The sequence below is a fragment of the Mesorhizobium sp. B3-1-7 genome (assembly GCF_006439385.1).
GTDB lineage: Bacteria > Pseudomonadota > Alphaproteobacteria > Rhizobiales > Rhizobiaceae > Mesorhizobium.
Map to the genome: position 1 here is coordinate 133,986 of NZ_VFTL01000006.1, position 25,801 is coordinate 159,786.

The following is a 25,801-nucleotide window of genomic DNA, read 5'->3' on the forward strand; positions in this document are numbered from 1 at the left end:
CGACAGGGGTGCCATGGCTGGCCATTCGCAGTTCAAGAACATCATGCACCGCAAGGGCCGCCAGGACGCGGTGCGGTCGAAAATGTTTTCCAAGCTGGCGCGTGAAATCACCGTCGCCGCCAAGAGCGGGACGCCCGATGTATCGATGAATCCGCGGCTTCGCCTCGCCGTGCAGAACGCCAAGGCGGTGTCGATGCCGAAGGACAACATCCAGCGCGCCATCAACAAGGCGTCGATGGGCGATGCCGAAAACTACGAGGCGGTGCGTTATGAAGGTTACGGTCCCGGCGGCGTCGCGCTGATCGTCGAGGCGCTGACCGACAACCGCAACCGCTCGGCCTCCAATGTGCGCGCCGCCTTCACCAAGGCCGGCGGAGCGCTCGGCGAAACCGGCTCGGTGTCGTTCATGTGGAACCGCGTCGGCGAGATCTACTATCCGGCCTCGGCCGGCAGCGCCGACAAGGTCATGGAAGCGGCGATCGAAGCCGGCGCGGATGACGTCGAGTCCGACGAGGAAGGCCACACCATCTATTGCGCCTTCGAAAACCTCGGCGACGTGTCCAAGGCGCTGGAAGCCGCGCTCGGCGAAGCGGAATCGGTAAAGCCGATCTGGCAGCCGCAGAACAACGTTCCGGTCGACGAAGAGCGGGCGCAATCGCTGATGAAGCTGGTCGCCACCCTCGAGGACGACGACGACGTGCAGAGCGTCTACGCCAATTTCGAGGTCGACGACGAAACCATGGCCAAGCTCAGCGCGGCCTGAGCCAAGTCACCATGAGCGAGAAGCCGCTTCCCACCATCCGCATCACCTACTGCACGCAATGCCACTGGCTGTTGCGTGCCGGCTGGATGGCGCAGGAACTGCTTTCGACCTTCGGCACCGATCTCGGCGAGGTGATGCTGGTGCCAGGCACCGGCGGCATTTTCACCGTTTCCTGCAACGACGTGCTCATCTGGGAGCGCAAGCGCGACGGCGGTTTTCCGGATGCGGCGAAGCTGAAGCAGCTGGTCCGCGACGTCATCGACCCAGAGCGTGACCTCGGCCACGCCGATCGCAAGGATCATAAAAAAGACTCCGCCTGAGCCGGAGCCTTTTGCATTCGCGGGTTGCCGTCTTCAGGTCAATGCCATGATGAAGCAGGCCATTGCCGCGATGGCGGTGATGGTGCGGACGTGATTCCACATCACCCACTCATTCAGATGGTTCGCCCATACGGCGGCGCCGTTGGCGCTCGCAGGATCGACGGCGGCGAGTGCGTCGTTGAGCGGCACGTTGAAGATCATGGTTACGATCGGATTGCCGACGAAATAGAGCATCGCGCCGGCAAGCAGCCAGTAGGAGCCCGACTGGCTCCAGCCGAAGAAAACGCCGGCAATCAGCACCAGGCAGATGAGGCCGGTGCCGAACAGCGCCGTCATGAAGGTCGGGGTGATCACCGTGATGTTGATCGAATTCATCGCGGCGATGCCGCTCGGGACGGACAGTCGGGCAAGGGCCGCCATGACGAAATTCGAGAAGGCAAAGAAGACGCCGCCGACGACGCCCGAGCCGATCGCGGCGATGAAGGTGAGGGTGGGAAGAAGTTTCATCATCTTAGTTGCTCCAGACGCCGGGTTTTGCTCGATTCCGAAAGGCGAGTAATCCTCATATTTGCAAAACGTGATAAACCCTCGTATTTTGTGAGTCAAGCCAGTTTTCGAGAAATCCCCCGGACAGAACCATGGATGAAAAAGTTACCGCCAAGCCGGACCAGGCGGCCATTGCTTCGCCGCGCCGGTCGCCTACGCAGCAGCGCAGCCGCGAGCGGGTCGAGCGCATGCTCGCGGCCGCCTCGGCGCTGATTGCCGAGCAAGGCAGCGATGCCATGCGCATGGGCGAGGTGGCGGAAAGGGCTGGGGTGTCGATCGGCTCGCTCTACCAGTTCTTCCCGGACAAGCGGGCGATCGTCTGGGCGCTTGCCGAGCGCTACACCGCCGAAAGCCAGGCCTGCATTGCGACGGCGCTCAAGGATGTCCGCGATGCCGAGGGAATGAAACGGGCGTTTTCGGAGCTGGTGGACATCTACTACCAGTTGTTCCTGGCCGAGCCGGTGATGCGCGACATCTGGTCGGGTACGCAGGCCGACAAGGCGTTGCGCGAACTGGAACTCGCCGACAGCCGGGCCAATGCCGAATTTTTGGTCGCGGTGCTGAAGCGGCTGCGTCCCCATGCCGATCCAGTGGAACTGGAAACGACGGCGTTCCTCGTCTGGCAGATGGGCGAGGCCGCGGTGCGGCTGGCGATCTCCGTCGACCGCGAGGAGGGCGACAGGCTTGTCGCGGCCTACAAGCGCATGGCGCTTAGGGAGTTTGTGGGGGAGTAGCGGCGGCTAAGGCGATTTGCGAAGACGACGGCGGGAGCGTCTCTCTCCCGTCTCTATACGAGGAAGGATGCCGGCAGGCAGGTGAGGGGCGGCGCACACCTATGACGTTGGCGTCGTCGAAAAAGCGCACTGTCATCGAATTCTGAATTTCTCGCACCTTGGCCGGCCAATCGCCGAGGCTAGCGCTGCCCCTCATCCGCCTTTCGGGCACCTTCTCCCCGTAGAACGGGGAGAAGGAAGAAATGCGGCCAACAAAAAACCCGCCTCGAAGGCGGGTTTTCAAAGTCTGCTGATGTGTCCGGCTTAGAGGCCGAAGCCTTCGAAACGCTTCTTGAACTTCGACAGGCGGCCGCCGCGGTCGAGCAGGGTCTGCTGGCCGCCGGTCCAGGCCGGGTGCGTGGTCGGGTCGATGTCGAGGTTCATCGTGTCGCCTTCCTTGCCCCAGGTCGAACGGGTCTGGTATTCGGTGCCATCGGTCATGACGACCTTGATGGTGTGGTAGTCGGGATGGATATCGGCCTTCATTGTCGTGTTTCCTGGCTGCCGGCGCTGCTGACGGGCCTAAAGGCCTGCGTCGATGCGCCCCTTTTTTAAACTCGAAGCCGCAGCTAATGAAAAGCCACGGCTTCTAAAACGGTCGGCGAGCCTATACATCAGCCGGAATTGATTCACAAGGCCGCGGCGAGCGCATATTGAAGCGCGGTGCCGGCAAGCGGCCAGAGGAAACGCTCATGGCGGAAATCGGTGGCAGCGCAAGCGAGCGCAGACGCTCGGTCCGGCCGCTCCGCAGCCTTTTTCCCTATATCACCCGCTACCGGAAGCTCGCCATCGGCGCCATCATCTCGCTGATCGTGGCGGCAGTGACGACGCTTGCCTTGCCGATGGCTGTGCGGCGCATGATCGACCACGGTTTCCAGGCCGCGGGCTCCACCTTCATCGCGGAGTATTTCGCGGCACTGGTTCTGATGGCCGCGCTGCTCGCGGCCGCTTCGGCCAGCCGCTACTATTTCGTTATCACGCTCGGCGAACGGGTCGTCGCCGACATCCGCCGCGACGTTTTCTCCCATGTCACGACGCTGTCGCCGGCGTTTTTCGATCGTTCGCATTCGGGCGAGATCGTGTCGCGGCTTGCCGCCGACACCACGCAGGTGAAGTCGGCGGTCGGCGCCACCGCCTCGGTCGCGCTGCGCAACGTCATCCTCGGCCTCGGCGCGGTGGCGATGATGGTCGTCACCAGCCCGAAACTCTCCGGCCTGGTGATCGCGGCCATTCCGGTGATCGTGCTGCCGCTCGTCGCCTTCGGCCGTTCGGTGCGCCGCAAGTCCCGGCAAGCGCAGGACACGCTCGCCGAGGCCACCGCCTATGCCAGCGAGCAGATCGGCGCGGTGCGCACGCTGCAGGCCTTCACCAACGAGAAGCTGGTGACCGGCCGCTTCGCTGGCGCCGTCGATGCTGCCTTCGAGGCGGCGCGGGCCTCGGTGTTCGCGCGCTCGTTCCTGACCTTCTTTGCCATCTTCATGATCTTTTCCTCGGTGGTCGCGGTGCTGTGGTTCGGCTCGCGCGACGTGCTTGCCGGTACGCTGTCGGCCGGCACGCTCGGCCAGTTCCTGCTCTATTCGGTGTTTGCCGCCGGCGCGCTCGGCGCGTTGTCGGAGGTATGGAGCGAGCTGTCGCAGGCGGCGGGCGCCGCAGAGCGGCTGACCGAGATCCTGGCCGAGACGCCGGCGATCCAGCGGCCTGCCGACCCCGTTCCGTTGCCGGCCACGGCCAAGGGCGCGATCAGCTTCGACGACGTCTCCTTCTCTTATCCGGCGCGGCCGGACCGTGCCGCCGTGCATGGCCTGAGCTTCCAGGTGAAGCCCGGCGAGACGGTGGCGATCGTCGGGCCTTCGGGCGCCGGAAAAAGCACCGTCTTCTCGCTGATCCTGCGCTTCTACGATCCCGAGAGCGGCCGCGTCGTCCTCGACGGCGTCGACGTGCGCGAGGCCGATCCGGCGGCTGTCCGGCAGCGGATCGCGATCGTGCCGCAGGACGTCACCATCTTCGCCGCGAGCGTTCGCGACAATATCGGCTTCGGCAGGCAGGGCGCCAGCGACGCCGAGATCGAGGCCGCGGCGAAGGCGGCGCTTGCCGACGAATTCATCGCCAGGCTCGACAAGGGCTATGACAGCCAGGTCGGCGAGCGCGGCGTGACGCTGTCCGGCGGGCAGCGCCAGCGCATCGCGATCGCCCGCGCCATCCTGCGCGACGCGCCGATCCTCCTGCTCGACGAAGCGACCTCGGCGCTTGACGCCGAGAGCGAGACGCTGGTGCAAAGGGCGCTGGAGCGGCTGATGCGCGGCCGCACCACCATCGTCATCGCGCACCGGCTGGCGACGGTGCTGAAGGCCGACCGCATCCTGGTCATGGACGGCGGGCGCATCGTCGAGGAAGGCACGCATCAGAGCCTGGTGGCCAAGGGCGGCACCTATGCGCGGCTCGCGAAGCTCCAGTTCGAGACCGGAGCCAGCGCCTTCAAGGGCGCGGCGGAGTAGAGCAATCTTAGGGCGCTCGCCAATCGGCGAGAAGCACAATGCTGCCTAAATGTTTCGTTTTGGCAAAATGGCGCTGGTCGGCTGTCACCAATGTTGCGGCGCGATTGATTGCCATGGCGTGGTAAACGCAGTCGTTGAGCGTTGGATAGCCGCCGGCAGGGCTCAGCTGCGTCGCGATTTCCTGCGTTTTGGCCAGCTCGCCCATGTCCGGTTCCAAAAGGTGGAAACCGCCTTCCCGCAGCCCGGCGATCAGCGTTGCGACCATAACGAAGGATTGCTCATAGTGAAGCGCGGAAGATAGTGACTCGTAAAGTAAGATGCTGGGGGCGGCCATGGCGCGACCGTCTGCGATGTTTTTGCGAACAGGTTTCGCGCCTGTTCGCTACCATCCTCGTCCCGAAAGAGTTTGATGAAAATCGACGCGTCGACAATAATCACTTTTTCCGGCCTTCGAGGATGTCCTCTGGTCGGCCGTCCATCTCCTGGCGAATTCTACGCAGCACGTCGGTCGAGCTTTCGCCGCCTGTCGAGCCCGGTTTCAATTCCCGGATCATCTTTAAAGCACGCTCCTTTGCGGCATCTTTCAATGCCTTTGCGATTGCCTCCTCGACGAAACGGGATCGCTTGTTTTTCGGAACTTGGTTCTCGAGCGTCTCCTTGACCGCGCTGTCGATAGAAAACGTAGCGCGTTCCTTAGGACCTGAAGCGTTCATCTGCGCACCTCGTGGTCATAAGATATAGCAGCACGAAATCGTACGCAAATGGGCGATGAGCTCATTCTAGTTCTCTGACGTGGTAACGACCCGCCGACTTATGCAGTTCCGTAGCGTCTGCGCAGGTGCTCGGTGAAATAAGCGGCGTTGAGCTTCTCGCCGGTGGCGCGCTCGAGCAGGTCCGGCGTCGACCAGCGCGAGCCCTGCGACCAGATCTTTGCGCGACGCCACTCGTTGACGGCGCTGAAATCGCCCTTGGCGAGGTCCTCGTCGGCGGACGGATGCTCCCTGGTCAAGGCCGCCCATTGCTGCGCCGCCATCATGGCGCCTAGCGTGTAGGAGGGGAAATAACCGAAGGCGGCGCCCGGCCAATGCACGTCTTGCATCGGCCCGTCGGCCGGGTTGTCGATGGTCGAGAGGCCGAGATAGTCGCGCATCTTGGCGTCCCATGCCTCCGGCAGGTCGGCGACCTCCAGCCGGCCGGTCACAAGCTCCTGCTCGAGCTCGTAGCGCAGGATGACATGCAGCGGATAGGTGACCTCGTCGGCGTCGACGCGGATCAGGCCGCGCTCGACATGGTGGACATGCGGCAGGATGTCGTCGAGCGACCAGGCTTCGCCGAGGTGTTTTTCGACCACCGGCAACGCCCAGCGCCAGAACGCCGGGTTGCGGCCGATCTGCTTTTCGACGAACAGGCTCTGGCTCTCATGCACGGCCATGCCGCGCGCCTTGCCGAGCGGCCAATGCGACCAGGCTTTCGGCAGGTTCTGCTCGTAAAGCGCGTGGCCGGTCTCGTGCAGCACGCCCATCAGCGCCGACAGGAAGTCGGAGGTCTTGTAGCGGGTGGTGATGCGCACGTCGGTCGGCACGCCGCCGCAGAAGGGATGGTGCGACACCGACAGCGAGCCATGGGTGAGGTCGAAGCCGACGGCCGCCATCATGGCAAGGCCGAGCTCGCGCTGGCGGTCGACGGCATAGGTGCCCGACAGCGGCTTCAACGGATGTTTTGCCAGCCGTGCTTCCTGCATGGCCAGCGCACGCGGCAGGAAATCCTTGAGAAAGGCCTTCAGCTCGGCAAACACCGGCGTGATGTCGGCGGCGCGGTTGCCGGGATCATACTGCTCCATCAGCGCATCATAGGGGGCGAGGCCGAGGGCGTCGGCGCGCAGCGCCGCTTCCTCTCGCACCAGGGTCACGACGCCTTCCAGCGCCGGCAGGAAGCCGGCCCAGTCGTTCTTGGCGCGCAGGTCGCGCCAGAGTTGTTCGGAACGCATGCGCGCCACCGTCTGGCGCTCGACGAATTCGACAGGCAGGCAGGTGAGGTTGGTGTATTGGCGGCGCAACTCCCTGACCGCCGCCTGCTGCTCTTCGCTCAGCGGCTCGGCTTCGGCGGCCGCGATCCAGTCACCGATCTCCGGCGCGGTCGCCTGGGCGTGCAGCATGCCGGCAAGCGAGGACATCGCCTCGGCGCGCTTCTCGCCGCCGCCGACCGCCATATGTGTCGCCTCGTCGGCGCCGAGGATGGCTAAAGCATGCTCCAGCGCTTCGAGCTTGTGGCCGAGTTGGTCGAGTTTCTGGAAGGACATGGCGGGTTCCGGCTGCAAATGGGCTGGCGCGAAAAAGATACCAAGGCGCGAAGCTTGGCAACCCTGCTCGGCGAGGCCGGGGTCAACCTATCTCGCGCGGCGGCGTCGACGTGTGGTCAATGCTTGTCCGAACGAGCGGTGGGGAACAATGATCGGCAATATCCTGGTCGGGCTGGTGGCGCTGATCCACTGCTATATCGTCTACCTTGAGGTGGTGTTGTGGGACACGCCGCGCGGCCACAAGGCGTTCAAGCTGACGACGGAATTCGCCAGCGCCTCGAAGGTGCTTGCCGCAAATCAGGGGCTCTATAACGGCTTTCTCGCCGCCGGCCTGATCTGGGGACTCTATCTCGGCGCCGGCGGATTCCAGATCAAGATGTTCTTCCTCATCTGCGTCGCTATTGCCGGCCTCTACGGCGCGGCGACCGTCGGCCGCAAGACACTCTTCATCCAGACTGTGCCGGCGGTGCTCGCCATCATCGCGCTTTGGCTCGGCGTGTAATCGAAGCAGGACGCGATCCAAAAAGGACGCCCTCGGGGCCAGGTCCCGCGGGCGCCAGTTGGTCCCTTCCTGTGTGCCGGCCGTCTCCTTGAAATGGCGAACCGCTTCAGCCGTTCGGGTAATTGCCACCGCCGTCGCCGTCGCCCACCATGAAGCCGCTGCCGGTGTCGTTCATCAGCCTCTGGTCGACATTGTCGAGGCGCCGCAGCATCTCATGATATTGCGCGGACGGTATCCTGCCGTGATCCGAGGCCGCGACATGCTCCGCGGCCTGGCTGATATGCGCGGCGCGCATGTGCAGTCGGTGCGCTTCCGAAGCCGAAATGTTGTTTGCCTGCCGGGCATCGGTGATGCCCTGATCCACGCCCTGGATCTGATCGATCAGGCTGGTCACACGCGGGCCGATGAAATTGGCTGGAGGGGTCGCATCGAGAAGTCCCTTGTGGTGCCCGGCCGCATAGGCGCCGGCGAGCGGGGCCGCGATCAGAACCGCAGCGAGGATTGCAGTCTTGAGAGATGTTGAAGCGCGCATGGCGGCGCATCCTTCTACCAGGAAGGGAGCGGCCGCGCCGCGTCGCCTTCCGACCTTCCGGGCCGTCCGGTTCCGTCGCGTCGCGATGGGAGGCATCGCCGGCGGGACCCCGGCCCTGCGCGGCAAGTTAGGTGCGTCGATTCGCGATGTGTAATTAAAAAAAGATAATGTTTTCAGGCCTTGCCGCCGGAACTTGGCGCGCTAAGTATTCAGCCGACAAACAACTTCCCGTGACTTTGCGTGATCCTAAAGCGCGTCGCGATCTTTCAGATCCGCTCCGTACGCTTTAGGGTTTTGATTCTACGCATGTCTTTGTCCCGAAACCGGTTCCCGCTTTCGGGAGACATGCTTCAAATCACCGTTCGGTGAGCTTCAGTTCAATGCGGCGGTTCTTGCTGCGCGCCTCGTCGGTGTCGGCCGGGTCGAGCGGCTGGAATTCGCCGAAGCCGGCGGCCACCAGCCGGTTGGCCGGCACGCCGTTCTCGATCAGGAACTTCACGACGGACGTCGCGCGCGCGGTCGACAATTCCCAGTTGTCGCGGTAGCGGCCGGTGCCGGAGAGCGGCTGGTTGTCGGTGTGGCCGTCGACGCGCAGCACCCAGCTGATCTCGGGCGGGATTTCCTTCTGCAATTCGATGATGGCGTCGGCGAGCTTCTTCATCTCGACCTTGCCGGCGTCGTTGATCACGTCGGAGCCGGTCGGAAACAGCACCTCCGACTGGAAGACGAAGCGGTCGCCGACAATGCGGATGTTCTCGCGGTCGGCGAGGATCTCGCGCAGCCGGCCGAAGAAATCGGAACGGTAGCGGTTGAGTTCCTGGACGCGCTGCGCCAGCGCGACGTTCAGGCGGCGGCCCAGATCGGCGATCTTGGTGTTGGAGACGCGGTCGCGCTGCTCGGAGACGTTGAGCGCGTCTTCCAGCGCGCCGATCTGCTTGCGAAGAGCGGCGATCTGCTGGTTGAGGATCTCGACCTGGCTCAGCGCCTGCTGGCTGATCTGGCGCTGGTTGCCGAGTTCGCCGGACAGCTGGTCGGCGCGCTTGCTGGCCGCGTCGCCGGCGCCGGCGCCCTGCGCCAGCAATTGCTCGAGGCGGCTCTTTTCAGCCTGCGCCGCCGACAGCGATGCCTGCAGGTTGGCGAGCGAATCCTCCTTGTCCTGGCTGTTCGTGCGTTCCAGCGCGAGCAGCTGGGTCAGCTCGTTGATTTGCGAGTTGAGGCGGTTGAGCACCGTGTCCTTGCCGGAGATCTCGCGGCTGAGCAGGAACTGCGCCAGCACGAAGACGGTGAGCAGGAACATGATCGCCAAGAGCAGCGTCGACAAGGCATCGACGAAGCCCGGCCAGTAGTCGATGCGGCGGTCGGCGCGCCGTCTTGCCAGCGCCACGTCAGTGGACCCCTTGCTTCTTCAGCGCGTCGGCGATTTTTTCCAGCGTGTTGCGCATGGCCTTCTGCTCGTCGGACTGGGCTTCGACCCAGTCGCGCATGATCTGCTGCTCGGAGCGCATGTTCTTCACCAGCCCCGAGATGCCGTCGGCAAGATTGGCCATGGCGGTGGCGACGCGCGGATTGGAGCCGCCGCCATTCTCCTGCAGGCTGCGCAGCCGCTCCGACAGCAGGCGGATGTCCTCGGAGGATTCGGCTGTTTTCGACGTCTCGGACACGACGATGTCCGATGACAGATCGGTGACCGAAGATAGCCAGTTTTCGAGCTCGGTGTAGAAGCGGGTCTGGGCGCGGCCGGCCTGCAGGTCGAGGAAGCCGAGCACAAGCGAGCCGGAAAGGCCGAACAGCGAGGACGAGAACGCGGTGCCCATGCCGGCGAGCGGCGCCGACAGGCCCTGCTTGAGCGCGTCGAGCACGGCGGCGGCATCGCCGGTGCCCGGGTCCAGCGCCTCGATCGTCTCGCGGATCGAGGCGATGGTGTTGAGCAGGCCCCAGAAGGTGCCGAGCAGGCCGAGGAACACAAGCAGGCCGACCAGATAGCGCGAGGTGTCGCGGCTCTCGTCGAGGCGGGTGGCGATGGAATCCAGCATCGTGCGCATCGAGGAGGTCGAAAACGCGATCGTCGACGAGCGGCCGATCATCGCCTTCATCGGCGCCAACAGCACCGGCTCGGTGGTTTCGGAGCCGGCGCGGAAGGAATTGACCCAGCGCACCTCGCGGAACAGCCGCCCGACCTGGGCAAAAGCGAGCAGGATGCCCACCACAAGCACGCCGACGATCAGTCCGTTGAGGCCCGGATTAGAGGAGAAGGCGGTCGAGATCTGGCGGGTGAGGATGGCGGCGATGAAAGCGACGATGATCAGGAAGATCACCATGGTGAGCAGGAAGACCTGCGGGCTCGACAGCTTGTGCGGATCATAGACCAGGACGTCCGATCGCCTGCCGAAGGATCTGAGAAAAGCCATCCGTGCCCCGTTTCCGATGCCACCGCCGCAGAATTGCCGCGACTCTAAACGGAATTGTGACCAAATTGAATGGCGCTTGGCAATATGGCCCGATAGGCCGGCGCCACAGGCCTAGAACCGGTTGACCACCAAGCAGTCGACCATGGCGGCCAAATGCAGGCCGGCGCCGGTGACGACGAAGCCGTGCCAGACGGCATTGTGGAAGCGCAGGCCCTTCCAGGCGAAGAAGACGACGCCGCAGGAATAGACGATGCCGCCGGCTACGAGCAGCGCGACCGAGGTCGTCGGCAGCGTCTCGACCAACGGCCCGGCGAGTACCACGCCGCTCCAGCCGATGGCGAGATAGAAGACGATGGCCAGCCGGTCGTAGCGCCCGGGCAGGAACATCTTGATGGCGATGCCGGCCGCTGCCGCGCTCCACACGACGACGATCATGGGCAGCGCCAGCGGCGTGTTGTGGAGTTGGGCGAGGAAGGGCGTGTAGGTGGCGGCGATCAGGAGATAGATCGCCGCGTGATCGAAGCGGCGCAGGATCCATTTCGCCGGCCACGAGACCGGCCACAGATTGTAAGTGAGCGAAACCGACAGCACGGTGAGCAGCGACACCACGTAAAAGACGGCTGCGGTGTATTCGCCTGGACCGGAATGAAAAGCGGCAAGCGCCAGGAAAGTCGAGCCGGCAGCGATCGCCAGCACGATGCCCACTGCATGCACGATGCCGTCGGCGATTATCTCGGCGCGCGAATAATGCCAGCGCCCCACAAAGGGGATGTCAAGCTGGGTATCTGGCCGCACATCGTTCATAAAATGGTCCTGCTGTCCCTTGATCTGGGCAGTCGCGGACCAGTATTTCAAGTTTCGGTTGCGGTTTTGCGACTGCGGAGCGGCGCGTCCTTTCGACGCGCAAAGGACACGGCAGCACTTTGATTTGCACACGATCCTTCCCGAAAATCGATTCCGACTTTCGCAGTAAGGGCGCTTCGCGTGCGCCGCCTCTCAGCGCGACGACAGCGGCTTCTTCACGGTCTTGAGAAGCGCGCGCTGGATGACCTCATTGCCGGCGACGACCTCGCCGCTGTCCAGCATGTCCTGTCCGCCATCCATATCGGAGACGAAGCCGCCGGCTTCGCGCACCAGAAGGATGCCCGCGGCGATGTCCCAGGACGACAGGCCGGTTTCCCAGAAGCCGTCCATGCGGCCGGCCGCGACATAGGCGAGATCGAGCGCGGCGGAGCCAAGGCGGCGTACGCCGGAGACTTCGGCCATGACGTTGCGCAGCTCGATCAGGAAATTGCCGTGCTGGCCACGGCCGAGATGCGGCACGCCGCAGCCGATCACCGCGTCGGTCAGCTTGGAGCGCCCGGCAACGCGCAGCCGACGGTCGTTCATGAAGGCGCCGCCGCCGCGCTCGGCCGTGTAGAGTTCGTCCATCGCCGGATTGTAGACGACGCCGGCGACGATCTGGCCCTGGCGCTCGAGCGCGATCGACACCGAGAAGACCGGAATGCCGTGCAGGAAGTTGGTGGTGCCGTCGAGCGGGTCGACGATCCAGCGGTGCTGGGCGTCCTCGCCTTCGACCGCGCCGCGTTCCTCCATCAGGAACGCATAGCCCGGCCGCGCCTTGGAAAGCTCGGTGAAGACGATCTCTTCGGCCTTGCGGTCGGCCTGGCTGACATAGTCGCCCGGGCCTTTCATCGAGACCTGCAGGTTCTGCACCTCGCCGAAGTCGCGCGACAGCGAGCGGCCGGCCTTCATCGCGGCCTGGACCATGACGTTGAGGAGAGCGGAACGCGCCATTTTTTCTTCCTGCTTTTTTGCCGTTAATCCGCGCGGCGCATGTAGGTGATTTCGTTGGTGTCGACGATGATGCGCTCGCCGGCCGAGATGAAGGGCGGCACCAGCACGCGGATGCCGTTCTCCAGCACCGCCGGCTTGTAGGAGGAGGCGGCCGTCTGGCCCCTAACCACCGGGTCGGCCTCGGTGATGGTCAGCGTCACCTGGTCGGGCAGCGAAATGCCGATCGGCCGCTCCTCGTAAAGCTGCACCGTCACCATCATGCCGTCCTGCAGGAAGGCGGCGCGCTCGCCAACGAAGTCCTTGGCCAGTTCGAGCTGCTCGTAGCTTTCGGTATCCATGAAGACCAGGGCGTCGCCCTGCTCGTAGAGGAACGAAAAATCCTTCAGATCGAGTCGGATCTGCTCGACGGTCTCGGCCGAGCGGAAGCGCTCGTTGAGCTTGGTGCCGTTGATCAGGTTCTTCAGCTCGACCTGATTGTAGGCGCCGCCCTTGCCAGGCTTGACGGTGTTGGTCTTGACCGCCACCCACAGCCCGCCATCGTGCTCGATGACATAGCCGGGACGGATTTCGTTGCCACTGATCTTGGCCATGATGAACTGATCCGGAATGAGATTTTTCTGGCGCGGGTCGCGCTTTGGCGCCTCCAAGACCACAAATTGCACGCAGTAGCAAGGGAGGGAGGCAAGGGAGGGGACCCAACCGAGCCCGGACATTGCGTCCGTGGCACCATGCGTCAACGCAGGCGATTTGCCTTTTGCAGCGCCTGCTTGGTCTGGTCGTCGTCGAGGCCCTGCAGGAAATCGTCCATCCGCGGGTCGACCAGGCCGGCGCGGCGGGCGACGATGTACCAGGCGCCGGCAAGGATCAGGTCCGGATCGGTGCCGATGCCGCCCATATAGAGCTTGGCGAGGCGGTTCTGGGCGGCGACATTGCCGCCCTCCGCCGCCCGCTTCATCCAGGCAAAGCCCGATTTCAGGTCGCGCCCGCCGCCGCGTCCCTCAATCATCCAGGCGGCGAGGTCGATCTGCGCGGTGTCGTAGTTCTGCCTCGCGGCTTGCGCCAGCAGACGACGCGCCTGGGCGTCGTCATGCGGCTTGCCGCCGACGCCGTTGGCGTAGAGCTGCGCCATCGCATATTGCGCATCGGCAAGGCCGGTGGCGGCGGCGCGCTCGTAGTAGACGGCGGCCTTCACCAGGCCGTCATCGCCCGGATCCTGCTGGACGAGCAACTGGGCGAAATTGAACTGCGCAAGCCGGTTGCCGGCCTCGGCCGAGGCCTGCATCAGCGCGAAGGCGCCCTTTTCGTCCTTCTTCACATAACGGCCGTCGAGCAGCATCAGCGCATATTGGAACTGTGCCTCCGACACGCCCTGTTCGGCGGCCAGCGCATACCATTTGCCGGCCTCGGCCGGATTGAGCGGCACGCCCAGTCCGCGCGACAGGATTTCGGCCACCAGCGTCTCGGCCGCCGGATCGCCGTTCTTGGCCCGGTCCATGGCGAGGTTGTAGGCGGTCTTGTACAGCCCGCGCTGGAAGGCGCCGTAGGCGGCATCCGGCTGCTTGGCGCCGAAGCGGTCGGGATTGACGGCGTCGGCCGATGGCGGCGTCATGGTGGCCGGTTGCGGCAAGGTGTTTTGGATCGGCTTGTCGATGTGCGTGGCGGTGCCGAACCTGCTCGCATTCGGCTCGCCGGCATCCGGCGTTGCCGCGTTCGGCGTGACCGTATTCGGTGTGCCGGAGTCCGGAGTGCCGGCATCCGGCCGCTGCTGTGGCAGCGGGACGGTCTCTGTCGCTATCGCGGCCTGCGCAAACAAGGCGGCCAGGACAACCAGAGAAAGGACACGCAGGCGCATGTCAGTCCTCGAAACGCGGCGCGGTTTCATCGAGCAGGGCGTTGGCGGCGGCGATCGCCGCCCGCGGGTCACGCCCGTCGGCAAAGACGGCGCTGGACAGCGCCACGAACTCGGCGCCGGTCGCGGCCACCGTCTCGACGGAAGCAAGCTCGGAGCCGGCCATGACGATGCAGGGGATCGAAATCATCTCCGCCCACCATTTGCCGAGGGTGAGGTTGCGGTGGTGCGGCTCCGGCTTGTTGTCATAGCCGAAACGGCCGAAGAACATATAGTCGGGCCGCTCCTCGCCGAGCTCCAGCGCCTCGTCGCGCGTCTTGGCGCCGCCGACGCCGACCATCATCTTGCCGGCCAGGCGCTCGATCGTCTCGGCCAGTTCCGCCGACTTCACTTCGACATGGATGGCGTCGGCCTGGACGCGCCCGGCGATGCGGCTGTCGCCGGCGATGATGACGGCGACGCCGGCACTTTGAGCGATCGGCACTATCCTTTCGGCGAAGGCCTGGAAGGAGGCGTCGTCCATGCCGTTGTCGGGCAGGATCAGCGAGGCGACGTCACCCCCCTCGAACGCCGCGCAGATCTGCTCGGCAGGCACGAGCGGCGGCGCGATCAGCACGATGCGGCAGCGGTTGGGCGGAGTTAAATCGTTCATTGGCCTTCGATCCCGGTTTCGCCTATGCCGGGCGAAGATGGTTGCATTGCGGCATAGAGCAAAGGGGGCGGCTTGAACAGCAGCCGCGCGGCGCCAGGGCCAAAATGCTTAACCACGGCTGTGGCTTGCGTCGCCCATTCGGGTTCCGAGGATGGCGTTGGAAGCCGAGGGGAGGTCCGCTAGATATACAGGCAAAAAGCAGGAAAGGCACATGGCGCAAAACATCTACGACCGTCCGGATTTCTTCGACGGCTATAGCCGTCTCGGCCGCTCGGTCGAGGGCCTGGACGGCGCGCCCGAATGGCCGGCGCTGCGCGCCATGTTGCCCGACGTCCATGGGCTGAGCATCGTCGATCTCGGTTGCGGGTTCGGCTGGTTCTGCCGCTGGGCGCGCTCGCATGGCGCGAGCGAAGTCCTCGGCCTCGACCTGTCGGAAAAGATGCTTGCGCGGGCACGCGCCGCCGGCTCCGACGATGCCGTCACCTATCGGCGCGCCGACCTCGACGAGCTCAGTCTGCCAAAGGCCCGTTTCGACCTCGCCTACAGCTCGCTTGCCTTGCATTATGTCGGCGATGCCGCAGGCTTGTTCGCGACCGTCCACCAGGCCCTGGTTCCCGGCGGAACCTTCGTCTTCTCGACGGAACATCCGATCTACATGGCGCCGACCAACCCGGGCTGGTCCGTCGATGCCGCGGGCAGGAAGACATGGCCGGTCGACCGGTATCTGGTCGAGGGACCGCGTGCCACAGACTGGTTCACCAAGGGCGTGGTCAAACACCACCGCACCATCGGCACGACGCTCAATTTGCTGATCCAGGCCGGATTCAGCATCGGGCATGTCGAGGAATTTTGCCCGTCGGACGCGCAGATCGCCGCCCGGCCGGAACTGGCCGAGGAACTCGAGCGGCCGATGTTCCTGCTGGTCCAGGCGCGGCGGTGATGAACTCAGCTTGAAGCTAACCTCGCGCACCCGGCCACATTCGCCAGCGCCGAATGTCGGGATCCGGCGCAAGTTCGGCGCATTCCTTGGCGACTCCCGCACGCCCCCGGCACTAAGCTGTGCTCGCTGCCTCAAGGAGGTTTCGCATGCGTGGCCATTGCTTATGTGGCGCTGTTGCCTTTGAAGTCGATGGCTCGGCACAGGCCTGCGTGGTTTGTCATTGTGAAAGTTGTCGGCGGCAATGTTCTGCGCCGATGACCGCCTATATTGGCGTCCTGGACGGCCAATGGCGATGGCTGGGCAAGCCACCGAAGGTATTCAACTCTTCTCCCGGCGTGGAAAGAACATTTTGCGATCACTGTGGCTCGCCGCTTTCCTTCCGCTCAAAGAACATGTCTGGTGTCATGCATTTCTTTGCGGCGGCGATGGCGGAGCCGGAAAAATTTGTGCCTACGCTACATGTCGCTTTCGAGAAAAAGCTCCCTTGGTTGAAACTCGCCGACGGCCTGCCGACGCGTTTTGGGCCTGACTATACGAAAGGCTAGAGGGGGCCGGCGCTTCCGTGAAACGCTGAGCCGCGCTAAAGCTCCAGCTTGTAGCCGATATGGCTGGCCTTGAAGCCAAGGCGCTCATAGAAGCGATGCGCCTCGATCCGGCTCTTGTTGGTCGTCAGCTGGACGACGCGGCAGCCGCGCTCGCGGCATTTGTCGATCGCCCATTCGAAGAGGCGCTGTCCCAAGCCCTCGCCGCGCCGCTCCGCCGCGACGCGCACCGCCTCGATCAGGCCGCGCCGGGCACCGCGCAGCGACAGCCCGGCGATAAAGGTGATCTGCAGCGTGCCGATGACGTCGTCGCCGTCGGTCATCACCGCGAGGACCTGGTTCGGATCGCCGTCTATCGCCGCGAAGGCGTCCAGATAGGCCCGCGACAGCGGCAGGCCGGCGTCTTCGCGGGCCTGACCGAGCGCGTCGTCGGCAAGCATCGCGACGATCGCAGCAATGTCCGCTTCGCGCGCCTTGCGAATGCTGATGGCGCTCATTTCCATACCTCGAGACAGCGAGCCGGCCGAACGACGAACCTTGGCCGTGCGGCAGGTCGTCGATATCAGGCCGGCAATAGCGGATGCCGGCATTAATGACTATCCGGGCGGCGCTGTTCTGCGCTATGGCTGAATTCCCGCCTTCTCCAACCTTCCCTTGCCGATGTCAGGCCTGCTCAGCGACCCGTGGTTCTATGCCGCCGCCATTCCGGCGGTGATCCTTGTCGGCCTGTCGAAAGGCGGCTTCGGCGGCGCCGTCGGTTTCGTCGGCGTGCCGTTGATGGCGCTGACCATCCCGCCGGTTCAGGCGGCCGCCATCCTGCTGCCGATCCTGTGCCTGATGGATGTGGTTTCCGTGTGGACCTGGTGGGGCGTCTACGACCGCAAGATGCTGGTCGACATGATGCCTGGCGCCGTCATCGGCATCGGGCTCGGCTGGCTGACAGCGGCTTTGGTCACACAGGAGATGGTGCGGCTGATCGTCGGCGCGGTCGCGCTGGTGTTCGTGCTGCGCTGGATCTACCTGCAGTTCCGCCATGGTGCCGACCATGCGGCGGAACCGAACCGCATTGCCGCCGCCTTCTGGGGCACGGTCGCCGGTTTCACCAGCTTCGTCGCCCATGTCGGCGGCCCGCCCTTCCAGGTCTATGCGCTGCCGATCCGGCTCGATCCGAAAGTGCTGTCGGGCACGGCGGCGATCTTCTTTGCCGCCACCAACGCGCTGAAGCTCATCCCCTATTTCGCGCTCGGCCAGTTCGACACCACCAACCTCACAGCGTCGGCGGTGCTGATGCCGCTGGCGCCGCTTTCCACCGTCGCCGGGGCGTGGTTGGTGCGCCGCATGCGGCCGGAGATCTTCTACCCGTTCACCTACGCCACCGTCGCGGTGGTCGCCGTCAAGTTGCTGTGGGATGGTATCGCCGGCTTGTGGTGAGGTGGCTATCAGTCCACCTCACCACGAGCATTCAGGCGGCGCTCGGCACCATCTGGCGGCTACCGCCGAAGGCGAGCGCGGCGCCCAGCGCAACCACCATGACCATGCCGGCAAGAATGCCGATGTCGTGCAAAGTGGGCTTCAGCACCATGTCGGCGATGATCACCAGCATCACCGCATAATCGAGGCGCGCCCAGTTCATCATGCGCTGGCCGATGGCAAGAACGGCCGGCGTCACGCCCTGCTCGGCGATCATGACACCCATGCGCTCGCCTGTCGGCTTGAAGACGAGCATGCCGATCGAGAAGGTCGTGGCATAGCCGACGAGGCCGATGGCGATCCACAGGTCGGTAAAGCCGACCCAGAAGCCGCACATGATGAGGCCAAAGACCAGCGTCAGCATCGACATCGGCGCGAAGAACTTGCCGCCGAGCTGCCCGCTGGCGCGCATAGCCTGCAGCTTGTCCTCGATGTTGCCGGCACGCTCGGCCAGCACGCCGAGCAGGAACAGCACGAAGCCGCCGCCGACCCACAAAACGGCCGAAACGATGTGAAGGAATTTGACGATCGAATACCAATCCATGATCTGCTCCCGGATATCCCGCATGATTTTGAGCGGCGCGGATTTGCGCGCCGCCTCAGAGGAGCGGGCTTTTGCGTGGCGCGTGTTTCGGAACGATGTCGCGGCGGCAGCCAACATGTTTCGAAGGCCGCGATGACAGCATCCGAAATCCGGTTTCGGGCGATCCCGGGCGGCGAGGCCGGCTGTCCTGTTCCGGCACAGAAAAGCGCGGTCGCTTAAAAAATCGTCGCCGCGTTAAGGGTTCATTAAGCTTTACGGGCGTTTACTATGCGCATCCAGTTTTGCTGGATTCTTACCGAGTGGTTGGAGCCACTTTGTTTGACGCCTCCCTGTTAAACTCCTGAGAGCCGCCTTATCCGCGGCTCTTTTTTTGTCCGCGGGCGGCAAGCCGGGTGCCATCCGCTTGCGGATGGCTGGAACGAGGCCGGCGTTAACCGTTTGTTAAACATGCGCTTGCCTTCATGGGCATCGAAGCGCATTTTCAAGCCTCAGTCATTTAGGGTGCGGGCCGCGTCGGCAAGGATTGCCGAATCGGCCGACGGCAGTGCAGGGGCGTATCGATGAACGAGCCTTCGAAGGGCAGCGCGAAGACCATCAAATTGGCGGAGCGCCGGGTTTTCTCCCAATCCTTCAAGCCGCTCTACCAGGAAGGCATGGGGCTGGTCGAGCAGGCCGCCGAATATCTCGATGGCAAGGGCAGGCTCGAAGCCAAGAAATTGTCGCGCACGGCGGCGACACTCTATGCGGCCGAGTCGATGCGGCTGACCACAAGGCTCATGCAGGTCGCCTCCTGGCTGCTTTTGCAGCGGGCGGCGAATTCCGGCGAGATGACGCGCGACCAGGTGGCCTCGGAGAAATCCAAGGTGCGACTCGACACCGCCTCCGCGCATGACGAGGCGCTCGGCTGGAAAGAGCTGCCCAAGGATTTTCTGGACCTCGTGACGCGCTCGCTGCGCCTTCAGGCGCTGGTGCGGCGCATGGACGAGGAAATCTATGGCGGCGTCATCAACGAGACGCACGCCCCCAGCCGGCGGGCCAACCCGGTTTCCGACCAGATCAGTCTCTTGAATACGGCTTTCGCGCGCGGCTGAAACCGCGTTTGCAACAAACGCCGCGATAGCGGCGCGCGGGAAGCGGGAACCCACATCGTTCAATCGAGGCGCGATCTGGCGAGCCGCGATCGTGGCCGCAAGTCGAGCGCCTGCGACCCCGACTGCTCTTCGATACCGCGGGTAACCGTCGTTGCATCGAAGGCCATGCCGGCCTTCGCGAGAAATATTGCCCTTGTCTTGAAGCGATGGGCTCCTAGTTGGAGCCGTTCGCCGCAGCCGGGTCGACCTGAGCCGGTTTTGCAAGAAAATCACCGTCACTGTGACCAAAGCAGATTGCGAGGCTTGATCCCGTGCATTCGCCATTGGACCGCATCCCGGTATCGATCATCATCCCCAATTATAACTACGAACAGTTTCTTGGACGCGCCATCGACAGCGCGTTGGAACAGGACCACCGAAATGTCGAGGTCGTGGTCGTCGACGACGCATCGACGGACGCGTCGGTAGCCGTCATCGAATCCTACGGCGACAAGATCCGCTCGTGCCTCAGGCGCAGGAATGGCGGACATGCCGCTGCGTTCAATACGGGGTTCGAGGCGAGCACCGGGGAGATCGTTCTTTTCCTCGACGCCGACGATTATCTCTATCCGAACGCCGTCTCCGAGGTCCTGGACGAGTGGGACGCGGATGTCGCCCAGGCGCAATTCAGACTGCATCTCGTCGATGAGGACCAACATATCAAGGATGTCTTTCCACCCCCGGAACAGCCATTCGACTCGGGCGACGTCGTCCCGGAATTGTTGCGCAAGGGGCGCTACCGTACGACGGTGACGAGCGGGCTGGCGTTCGACCGTGAGGCGCTGGACCCGATAATGCCCATGCCCGAAAGCGATTTCCGGCAAGGCGCCGATGGCTATCTCGCAACGCTCGCGCCGCTGCACGGGGAGGTGAAATCCATCGACACCTGCCTTGGCGCCTACCGCATCCACGGCTCCAACCATTCGGTCTTTGCCGAAAAGCTTGCCGAGCGGGCGCGCTGGCGCGTGGCGCATGACTTCCGGCGCCTTGAAGCCTTGTCCGACCGGGCGGCCGAGATCGGTCTGACCGTACCGCCGGATGCCGGCCTTCGCGATCCGGTTCATCTGGAAGAGCGACTGGCCTCGCTTTGCGTCGACGAGCCCCGGCATCCGGTCACGACCGACTCCCGGCTGGGACTGGCAAAAGCGGGCGCCGCCGCCAGTCTGGAAATGAACGCATCCTGGCGGCGGCGGGCTGCGCTGGCAGCCTGGTTCCTCTGCATCGGGCTCCTGCCGCGGCGCATGGGAAATGCAGTCCTGGCATGGAAGCTGGTCGCGTCGTCGAGACCGGCATTTCTCACGCGGCTGTCGAAAACCATCCGTCGCGTGACGAACTAAAGTGCGTAGCGCTGAAGCGGATTCAGGCGACGCGCTTTAAAAGGCTTTGTTTCCATGCATGTCGCAAAACCGCTGCACACTTTTGCGCGACACGCATTAGGTCCGGGATTTCGGACCTGCCAGCCCGTGAACGCCAGCTGATGGGATTTCGAATGCGTTCTTAAGATCGCGATTGTTTCTGGTTTGTTCACATTTCGCTGGCATCGCTTGCCGCCACGGCTAGACTTGGCGCATGGGGGAAGCGATTCGCATCATCGGCATCGATCCGGGGCTGAGGCGCACCGGTTGGGGTATTATCGACAGCGTGGGCAATTCGCTGCGCTTCGTCGCGTCCGGCACGGTGAGGTCCGACGAAAAGGAGTCGTTGGCGACAAGACTCTGCCAGCTGCATGACGGTTTGGCCGAGGTGCTGCACCAAGCCATGCCGCATGAGGCAGCGGTCGAGCAGACGTTCGTCAATAAGGACGCCACGGCGACGCTGAAGCTCGGCCAGGCGCGCGGTATTGCCATGCTGGTGCCGGCGCGTGCCGGACTGGTGGTCGCCGAATATGCCCCCAATGCCGTCAAGAAGGCGGTTATCGGCGTCGGCCACGGCGAGAAGAAGCAAATCCATATGATGGTCAAGGTGCTGATGCCGAAGGCGATCTTCGACACCGACGATGCTGCCGACGCTTTGGCCATCGCCATCTGCCATGCGCATCACCGCCAAAGCGTCGCCTACCGGATGGCAGCGCTGGCGTGAGGGGACAATCATGATCGGCAAGCTCAAGGGCACGCTGGACGAGATCGACGAGGACTCCTGCCTCGTCGACGTGCATGGCGTCGGCTATGTCGCGCATTGCTCGGCGCGCACGCTGGCGTCGCTGCCGTCGCCCGGCGAGGCGGTGGTGCTGTTCATCGAGACCTATGTGCGCGAGGACATGATCCGGCTCTACGGCTTTCAGTCGGCGCTGGAGCGCGAGTGGTTCCGACTTTTGATGAACAATGTGCAGGGCGTCGGTGCCAAGGTGGCGCTGGCCATCCTGTCGACGCTGGCGCCGGCCGACCTCGCCAATGCGATCGCGCTGCGCGACATCGCCATGGTCTCCAGAGCGCCAGGCGTCGGCAAGAAGGTGGCGGAGCGCATCGTCACCGAATTGCGCACCAAGGCGCCTGCCTATGCGGGCGCGGCCAGCGGCACGATCGGCTTCAAGCAGGAACTCGGCGAAGGCGTCGCGGCGGCACCGATTACGGATGCGGTCTCGGCGCTGGTCAATCTCGGCTATTCGCGCGACATCGCGGCGAACGCGGTTGCGGCAGCGCTGAAATCGGCCGGCGAGGGCGCGGATGCGTCCAAGCTGATCCGCTTCGGCCTTAAGGAACTGGCGCGGTGAGGCGGCGCTTGTTCCGTTGTCGGTCCTATGCAAGGAAGGCGGCATGAGCCTTTCGCCCCGCCTCATTGCCCCCGACAAGCGCGGTGAGGATGCCGACCAGACCTTGCGGCCGCAGTCGCTCGACGAGTTCGTCGGCCAGGCGGCGGTGCGCGCCAATCTCAAGGTCTTCGTCGATGCCGCCAAGGGCCGCGGCGAGGCGCTCGACCATGTGCTGTTCGTCGGTCCGCCGGGGCTCGGCAAGACGACGCTGGCGCAGATCATGGCGCGCGAGCTCGGCGTCAATTTCCGCTCGACCTCGGGTCCGGTTATCGCCAAGGCGGGCGATCTGGCGGCGCTGCTCACCAATCTGGAGGAGCGCGACGTGCTCTTCATCGACGAGATCCATCGGCTCAATCCGGCGGTCGAGGAAATCCTCTATCCGGCGATGGAGGATTTCCAGCTCGACCTGATCATCGGCGAGGGGCCGGCGGCGCGCTCGGTCAAGATCGACCTTGCCCGTTTCACGCTGGTCGCGGCGACGACCCGGCTTGGGCTCCTGACCAATCCGCTGCGCGATCGCTTCGGCATTCCCGTCCGGCTCAATTTCTATACGGTCGAGGAGCTGGAGCAGATCGTGCGGCGCGGCGCCCGCATCCTGTCGATGCCGCTTGGTGACGATGGCGCGCTGGAGATCGCGCGCCGCGCGCGCGGCACGCCGCGCATCGCCGGCCGGCTGCTGCGCCGGGTGCGCGATTTCGCCAGCGTCGCGGGGGACGGCCATGTCGACAGGAAGATCGCCGACGAGGCGCTGACAAGGCTGGAGGTCGACGCGCTTGGCCTCGACGCGCTCGACCGCCGCTATCTGTCGATGATCGCGCGCAATTTCGGCGGCGGACCGGTCGGCATCGAGACGATCGCGGCCGGGCTCTCCGAGCCGCGAGACGCGATCGAGGACATCATCGAGCCCTATCTGATCCAGCAGGGCTTCATCCAGCGCACGCCGCGCGGCCGCGTTCTGACTGCCAATGCCTGGCGCCATCTCGGGCTCGACCCGCCCAAGGATATCGCCCAGCAGCAGATCAGCCTGTTCCAGGAAGAGTAACGCATATTTGTTCGCCGTTTGGCCGCGTAACGGCCCGTTTGCGCAGAATCTGCTCGCCTCGGCCTAGCTGAGGGCGTAATTGCCCCCTTTAAGGCAGCTTCCTGATAGAATCCCAAGGGGCTTGGGCCGATCCATGATCACCAGACGTGGTTTCCTGCGCCTTGTCGGCGGCTCGGCCTTCAGCCTGGTGTCGCTTGGCGCTTATGCCGTCGGCATCGAGCCGATGCTGCTGACCCATGTGAAGCGCTACACGCTGACGCCGCCGCACTGGCCGGCCGGACTCAAGTTGCGCGTCGTGGCGCTTGCCGACATCCATGCCTGCCGGCCCTGGATGACGCCGGAACGGATCGCAGCACTTGCTGAGGAAGCCAATGCGTTGCAGCCGGACCTCATCGTCATGCTTGGCGACTATCCCGCCGGGACCCGGCTGGTGACCGGCTGGGTAAACGCGTCGGAATGGGCGCCCGCGCTGGCAGGGCTCAAGGCGCCGCTCGGCGTGTGGTCTATCCTCGGCAATCACGACTGGTGGGATGATCGCTCGGCGCAAGCGGCCGGGGCAGGGCCGACGATTTCGCGAAAGGCGCTGGAGGCTGTCGGCATTCCGGTGCTGGAGAACGACGTCGTACGCCTGGAAAAGGACGGCCAGGGCTTCTGGATAGCCGGCCTGGCCGACCAGATCGCCCTGTTGCCGGACAAGGCCAAGGGCCGCAGGGGGCTCACCGGTCTCGACGACCTTCCCGGCACGCTGGCCAAGGTTGGCGACACTGCTCCCATCATCCTGCTCGCGCATGAGCCGGATATTTTTCCGAAAGTGCCCTGGAGGGTTTCGCTGACGCTGTCCGGTCATACGCATGGCGGGCAGGTGCGGCTGTTCGGCTATTCGCCGGTGGTGCCTTCCGCCTACGGTAACCGTTACGCCTACGGCCATGTCGTCGAGAACGATCGCAACCTGATTGTCTCAGGCGGACTGGGCTTCAGCATCGCGCCGATACGTTTCGGGGTGCGGCCGGAGATCCTGCAGATCGATCTCGGCTAATACATGTCGCGCAAAAGTGTGCAGCGGTATGCATGAAAACAAAGGCTTAAAGCGCGTCGCCTGAATCCGCTTCAGCGCGACGCGCTTTAGCTCAGCTTACCGAAGCGCTCGGATGGCGTTCATCACGTCCGGCTCCGCCTTCTCGCCGTCGAACGCGTCGACGACGCCGAAGGCGCCGCCATAGCTCCACACCGACCAGGAAAAGCCATGCGCCTCGGCGCGGGCGATCATGTCGCGCACATAGGCCGCGCGGTAGGCGGCCGGCATGACGAAGCCGTTGCCGTATTCCTGGCGGATCATGCCGAATTCGCCGAGCGTGATGTCCTGCGGCTTGACGCCGTTTGCCTTCGCCCAGGCGTCGACCATCGCGAACGGCGCATCCATCAGGCCAAGCAGCTTTTCGGGGCTGTCCATCGTCGCCACCTGCTCGTCGAGATAGGCGAGCAGGCCGCTCCGCCGCGCCCAAGGCGCCTCGGCCTTGATCCGGTCGCGGATCGTGTCCAGCGTCATGCCCAACTGCGCCTTCGGAACGGCCGTCAGCGGGTAAGGCAGGCCGGTGACGTAGGGGATGAAGTCGCCGGCCCAGCTTGCGCCCTGATGCGTCAGAAGAAACGGATCGTAGGAGTGGAAGGTCCAGATGACGTTGTCATCGGCGATCGTCCTGGGATCGATTCTGGCCAGCGACTCCGCGTTCGAATAGCAGCCGCCGCTCAACACCAGCGTGAGCCGGGCGGCGGCGGCGCGCGCGGCGGCGAACAAGCGCTTCTGCAGGTCGGGCCAAAGATTGGTGCCGCTCGCGTCGCAATCGACCAGCGGCTCATTCATCAATTCCAGCGCGACAAGCTTCGGATCCTCCTTGGCCAGCGTCCGCGCCATCTTGCGCACCAGCTCGGTATAGGCATCGAAGACGGCCGGATCGTGCATGACCTCGCTCATGCCGATCTTGCGATTGCCGCCGGCGGGGATCAGATGCAGGTCGACGATCACCTTGAGGCCGGCGCGGTTGACCATGCGCGCCGAGTCCAGCACGCTGCCATAGAGGTCGTCGCGAAGGGCCGCGGTCTGATCCGAGAGAAAGGGCGCGGGATCGACCGGCATGCGCAGGAAGTCGAAGCCTGCATCCTTGAGCGCCTTGAGGTCGTCCTCGTTGAGGAATTTGCGCCATTCCGGATAGGGCAGGATCATCTGGCGGTCGCCCCATCTGTCCTCGTTCGGCCAGGTCACCCACTGGTCGAGATTGAGGCCGCGTTTCATCGAGAACGTCGCCGCTCCGGCGGGCAACGCCAAAGCGGCAAACGCAAGCAGCGCCGCCATCAAGGTCTTGATCATCGTGCCCAACAATGCCATCCCGTTTGCGCGCGAAAACAGTGCGTGTCGCCCAAAAGTGTGCAGCGGTTTTGGGATAACGACAC

30 protein-coding genes are annotated in these 25,801 nt (G+C 64.3%); 14 read left to right on the top strand and 16 right to left on the bottom strand.

Going from position 1 to position 25,801, the window contains the following annotated elements:
- Positions 1–13: 13 nt before the first annotated feature.
- Positions 14–763: a YebC/PmpR family DNA-binding transcriptional regulator gene (locus FJ417_RS07125; RefSeq protein ID WP_140782967.1), complete on the top strand. Its 750-nt coding sequence runs from the start codon at positions 14–16 to the stop codon at positions 761–763.
- 11 nt (positions 764–774) lie between these two features.
- Positions 775–1,083 carry a SelT/SelW/SelH family protein gene (locus tag FJ417_RS07130; protein ID WP_140782968.1) on the top strand — a complete coding sequence of 103 codons (309 nt, stop codon included), beginning with the start codon at positions 775–777 and terminating at the stop codon, positions 1,081–1,083.
- Between the two features lie 33 nt (positions 1,084–1,116).
- On the opposite strand, the gene FJ417_RS07135 is transcribed toward FJ417_RS07130, so the two are convergent.
- Positions 1,117–1,593 carry a DUF1772 domain-containing protein gene (locus FJ417_RS07135; protein WP_140782969.1) on the bottom strand — a complete coding sequence of 159 codons (477 nt, stop codon included), beginning with the start codon at positions 1,591–1,593 and terminating at the stop codon, positions 1,117–1,119.
- A gap of 128 nt (positions 1,594–1,721) precedes the next feature.
- Here FJ417_RS07135 and FJ417_RS07140 point away from each other — a divergent pair, with 128 nt between their 5' ends.
- Positions 1,722–2,363 carry a TetR/AcrR family transcriptional regulator gene (locus tag FJ417_RS07140; protein WP_140782970.1) on the top strand — a complete coding sequence of 214 codons (642 nt, stop codon included), beginning with the start codon at positions 1,722–1,724 and terminating at the stop codon, positions 2,361–2,363.
- A 303-nt stretch (positions 2,364–2,666) separates the two neighbouring features.
- Here the strand turns inward: FJ417_RS07140 and rpmE are convergent, their stop codons facing one another.
- The gene (gene rpmE / locus FJ417_RS07145; protein WP_027166741.1) at positions 2,667–2,888 is read right to left on the bottom strand and encodes a 50S ribosomal protein L31; all 222 of its coding nucleotides are present in this window, start codon (positions 2,886–2,888) and stop codon (positions 2,667–2,669) included.
- Positions 2,889–3,094: 206 nt separating this feature from the next.
- Here rpmE and FJ417_RS07150 point away from each other — a divergent pair, with 206 nt between their 5' ends.
- Complete coding sequence (locus tag FJ417_RS07150) at positions 3,095–4,897, top strand: ABC transporter transmembrane domain-containing protein (RefSeq protein ID WP_140782971.1); 1,803 nt, start codon at positions 3,095–3,097, stop codon at positions 4,895–4,897.
- Positions 4,898–4,904: 7 nt separating this feature from the next.
- Here FJ417_RS07150 and FJ417_RS07155 read toward each other — a convergent pair whose 3' ends face one another.
- The 3 genes from FJ417_RS07155 to FJ417_RS07165 form a co-directional block, all read right to left on the bottom strand.
- The gene (locus FJ417_RS07155; protein WP_246687410.1) at positions 4,905–5,231 is read right to left on the bottom strand and encodes a VapC toxin family PIN domain ribonuclease; all 327 of its coding nucleotides are present in this window, start codon (positions 5,229–5,231) and stop codon (positions 4,905–4,907) included.
- A 100-nt stretch (positions 5,232–5,331) separates the two neighbouring features.
- Positions 5,332–5,610 (bottom strand): hypothetical protein, encoded by a 279-nt coding sequence (locus tag FJ417_RS07160; RefSeq protein ID WP_140646566.1) that lies wholly within the window; start codon positions 5,608–5,610, stop codon positions 5,332–5,334.
- Positions 5,611–5,708: 98 nt separating this feature from the next.
- Positions 5,709–7,196: a carboxypeptidase M32 gene (locus FJ417_RS07165; protein ID WP_140782972.1), complete on the bottom strand. Its 1,488-nt coding sequence runs from the start codon at positions 7,194–7,196 to the stop codon at positions 5,709–5,711.
- A 148-nt stretch (positions 7,197–7,344) separates the two neighbouring features.
- On the opposite strand from FJ417_RS07165, the gene FJ417_RS07170 reads away from it, so the two are divergent.
- Positions 7,345–7,698 carry a DUF1304 domain-containing protein gene (locus FJ417_RS07170; protein WP_140782973.1) on the top strand — a complete coding sequence of 118 codons (354 nt, stop codon included), beginning with the start codon at positions 7,345–7,347 and terminating at the stop codon, positions 7,696–7,698.
- Between the two features lie 106 nt (positions 7,699–7,804).
- Here the strand turns inward: FJ417_RS07170 and FJ417_RS07175 are convergent, their stop codons facing one another.
- The 8 genes from FJ417_RS07175 to FJ417_RS07210 all read right to left on the bottom strand — a co-directional run bounded on the left by FJ417_RS07175 (position 7,805) and on the right by FJ417_RS07210 (position 14,936).
- Positions 7,805–8,230 (bottom strand): hypothetical protein, encoded by a 426-nt coding sequence (locus FJ417_RS07175; protein ID WP_140645873.1) that lies wholly within the window; start codon positions 8,228–8,230, stop codon positions 7,805–7,807.
- 355 nt (positions 8,231–8,585) lie between these two features.
- Positions 8,586–9,614: a peptidoglycan -binding protein gene (locus FJ417_RS07180; protein WP_140645872.1), complete on the bottom strand. Its 1,029-nt coding sequence runs from the start codon at positions 9,612–9,614 to the stop codon at positions 8,586–8,588.
- Between the two features lies 1 nt (position 9,615).
- Complete coding sequence (locus FJ417_RS07185; RefSeq protein ID WP_140645871.1) at positions 9,616–10,638, bottom strand: MotA/TolQ/ExbB proton channel family protein; 1,023 nt, start codon at positions 10,636–10,638, stop codon at positions 9,616–9,618.
- A 111-nt stretch (positions 10,639–10,749) separates the two neighbouring features.
- On the bottom strand, positions 10,750–11,442 hold the full coding sequence (locus FJ417_RS07190) for a hemolysin III family protein (protein ID WP_140782974.1): 693 nt from the start codon (positions 11,440–11,442) through the stop codon (positions 10,750–10,752).
- A gap of 192 nt (positions 11,443–11,634) precedes the next feature.
- On the bottom strand, positions 11,635–12,435 hold the full coding sequence (locus FJ417_RS07195; RefSeq protein WP_140782975.1) for an inositol monophosphatase family protein: 801 nt from the start codon (positions 12,433–12,435) through the stop codon (positions 11,635–11,637).
- Positions 12,436–12,458: 23 nt separating this feature from the next.
- The gene (gene efp, locus FJ417_RS07200; RefSeq protein ID WP_140645868.1) at positions 12,459–13,025 is read right to left on the bottom strand and encodes an elongation factor P; all 567 of its coding nucleotides are present in this window, start codon (positions 13,023–13,025) and stop codon (positions 12,459–12,461) included.
- Between the two features lie 143 nt (positions 13,026–13,168).
- Positions 13,169–14,287, bottom strand: coding sequence for a tetratricopeptide repeat protein (locus FJ417_RS07205; protein ID WP_181183168.1), 1,119 nt, complete (start codon positions 14,285–14,287; stop codon positions 13,169–13,171).
- 1 nt (position 14,288) lies between these two features.
- Positions 14,289–14,936, bottom strand: coding sequence for a thiamine phosphate synthase (locus FJ417_RS07210; protein ID WP_140782976.1), 648 nt, complete (start codon positions 14,934–14,936; stop codon positions 14,289–14,291).
- A gap of 211 nt (positions 14,937–15,147) precedes the next feature.
- On the opposite strand from FJ417_RS07210, the gene FJ417_RS07215 reads away from it, so the two are divergent.
- Both FJ417_RS07215 and FJ417_RS07220 read left to right on the top strand, forming a co-directional pair.
- Positions 15,148–15,876 carry a class I SAM-dependent methyltransferase gene (locus FJ417_RS07215; protein ID WP_140782977.1) on the top strand — a complete coding sequence of 243 codons (729 nt, stop codon included), beginning with the start codon at positions 15,148–15,150 and terminating at the stop codon, positions 15,874–15,876.
- A 146-nt stretch (positions 15,877–16,022) separates the two neighbouring features.
- A complete protein-coding gene (locus FJ417_RS07220; RefSeq protein WP_140782978.1) occupies positions 16,023–16,421 on the top strand; it encodes a GFA family protein in 399 nt (132 codons plus the stop codon).
- Between the two features lie 35 nt (positions 16,422–16,456).
- Here FJ417_RS07220 and FJ417_RS07225 read toward each other — a convergent pair whose 3' ends face one another.
- A complete protein-coding gene (locus tag FJ417_RS07225; RefSeq protein ID WP_140783018.1) occupies positions 16,457–16,915 on the bottom strand; it encodes a GNAT family N-acetyltransferase in 459 nt (152 codons plus the stop codon).
- Positions 16,916–17,078: 163 nt separating this feature from the next.
- Between FJ417_RS07225 and FJ417_RS07230 the strand changes: the two genes are divergently transcribed.
- Positions 17,079–17,849 (top strand): sulfite exporter TauE/SafE family protein, encoded by a 771-nt coding sequence (locus FJ417_RS07230; RefSeq protein ID WP_140783019.1) that lies wholly within the window; start codon positions 17,079–17,081, stop codon positions 17,847–17,849.
- A 31-nt stretch (positions 17,850–17,880) separates the two neighbouring features.
- Here the strand turns inward: FJ417_RS07230 and FJ417_RS07235 are convergent, their stop codons facing one another.
- Positions 17,881–18,432, bottom strand: a complete 552-nt coding sequence (locus FJ417_RS07235; RefSeq protein ID WP_140654895.1) for a DUF2269 family protein — start codon at positions 18,430–18,432, stop codon at positions 17,881–17,883.
- Between the two features lie 560 nt (positions 18,433–18,992).
- On the opposite strand from FJ417_RS07235, the gene FJ417_RS07240 reads away from it, so the two are divergent.
- The 6 genes from FJ417_RS07240 to FJ417_RS07265 all read left to right on the top strand — a co-directional run bounded on the left by FJ417_RS07240 (position 18,993) and on the right by FJ417_RS07265 (position 24,389).
- Positions 18,993–19,523, top strand: coding sequence for a DUF1465 family protein (locus FJ417_RS07240; protein WP_140654898.1), 531 nt, complete (start codon positions 18,993–18,995; stop codon positions 19,521–19,523).
- 311 nt (positions 19,524–19,834) lie between these two features.
- On the top strand, positions 19,835–20,899 hold the full coding sequence (locus FJ417_RS07245) for a glycosyltransferase family 2 protein (RefSeq protein WP_140704547.1): 1,065 nt from the start codon (positions 19,835–19,837) through the stop codon (positions 20,897–20,899).
- Positions 20,900–21,131: 232 nt separating this feature from the next.
- Positions 21,132–21,641 carry a crossover junction endodeoxyribonuclease RuvC gene (ruvC, locus tag FJ417_RS07250; protein WP_140704551.1) on the top strand — a complete coding sequence of 170 codons (510 nt, stop codon included), beginning with the start codon at positions 21,132–21,134 and terminating at the stop codon, positions 21,639–21,641.
- Positions 21,642–21,651: 10 nt separating this feature from the next.
- Positions 21,652–22,272 carry a Holliday junction branch migration protein RuvA gene (gene ruvA / locus FJ417_RS07255; RefSeq protein WP_140782979.1) on the top strand — a complete coding sequence of 207 codons (621 nt, stop codon included), beginning with the start codon at positions 21,652–21,654 and terminating at the stop codon, positions 22,270–22,272.
- Positions 22,273–22,315: 43 nt separating this feature from the next.
- Positions 22,316–23,353 (top strand): Holliday junction branch migration DNA helicase RuvB, encoded by a 1,038-nt coding sequence (gene ruvB, locus FJ417_RS07260; RefSeq protein WP_140782980.1) that lies wholly within the window; start codon positions 22,316–22,318, stop codon positions 23,351–23,353.
- 133 nt (positions 23,354–23,486) lie between these two features.
- Entirely contained in the window at positions 23,487–24,389 is a 903-nt protein-coding gene (locus FJ417_RS07265; RefSeq protein WP_140704554.1) for a metallophosphoesterase, read from the top strand.
- Between the two features lie 96 nt (positions 24,390–24,485).
- Here the strand turns inward: FJ417_RS07265 and FJ417_RS07270 are convergent, their stop codons facing one another.
- On the bottom strand, positions 24,486–25,736 hold the full coding sequence (locus tag FJ417_RS07270; protein WP_140782981.1) for a cellulase family glycosylhydrolase: 1,251 nt from the start codon (positions 25,734–25,736) through the stop codon (positions 24,486–24,488).
- Positions 25,737–25,801 lie beyond the last annotated feature (65 nt).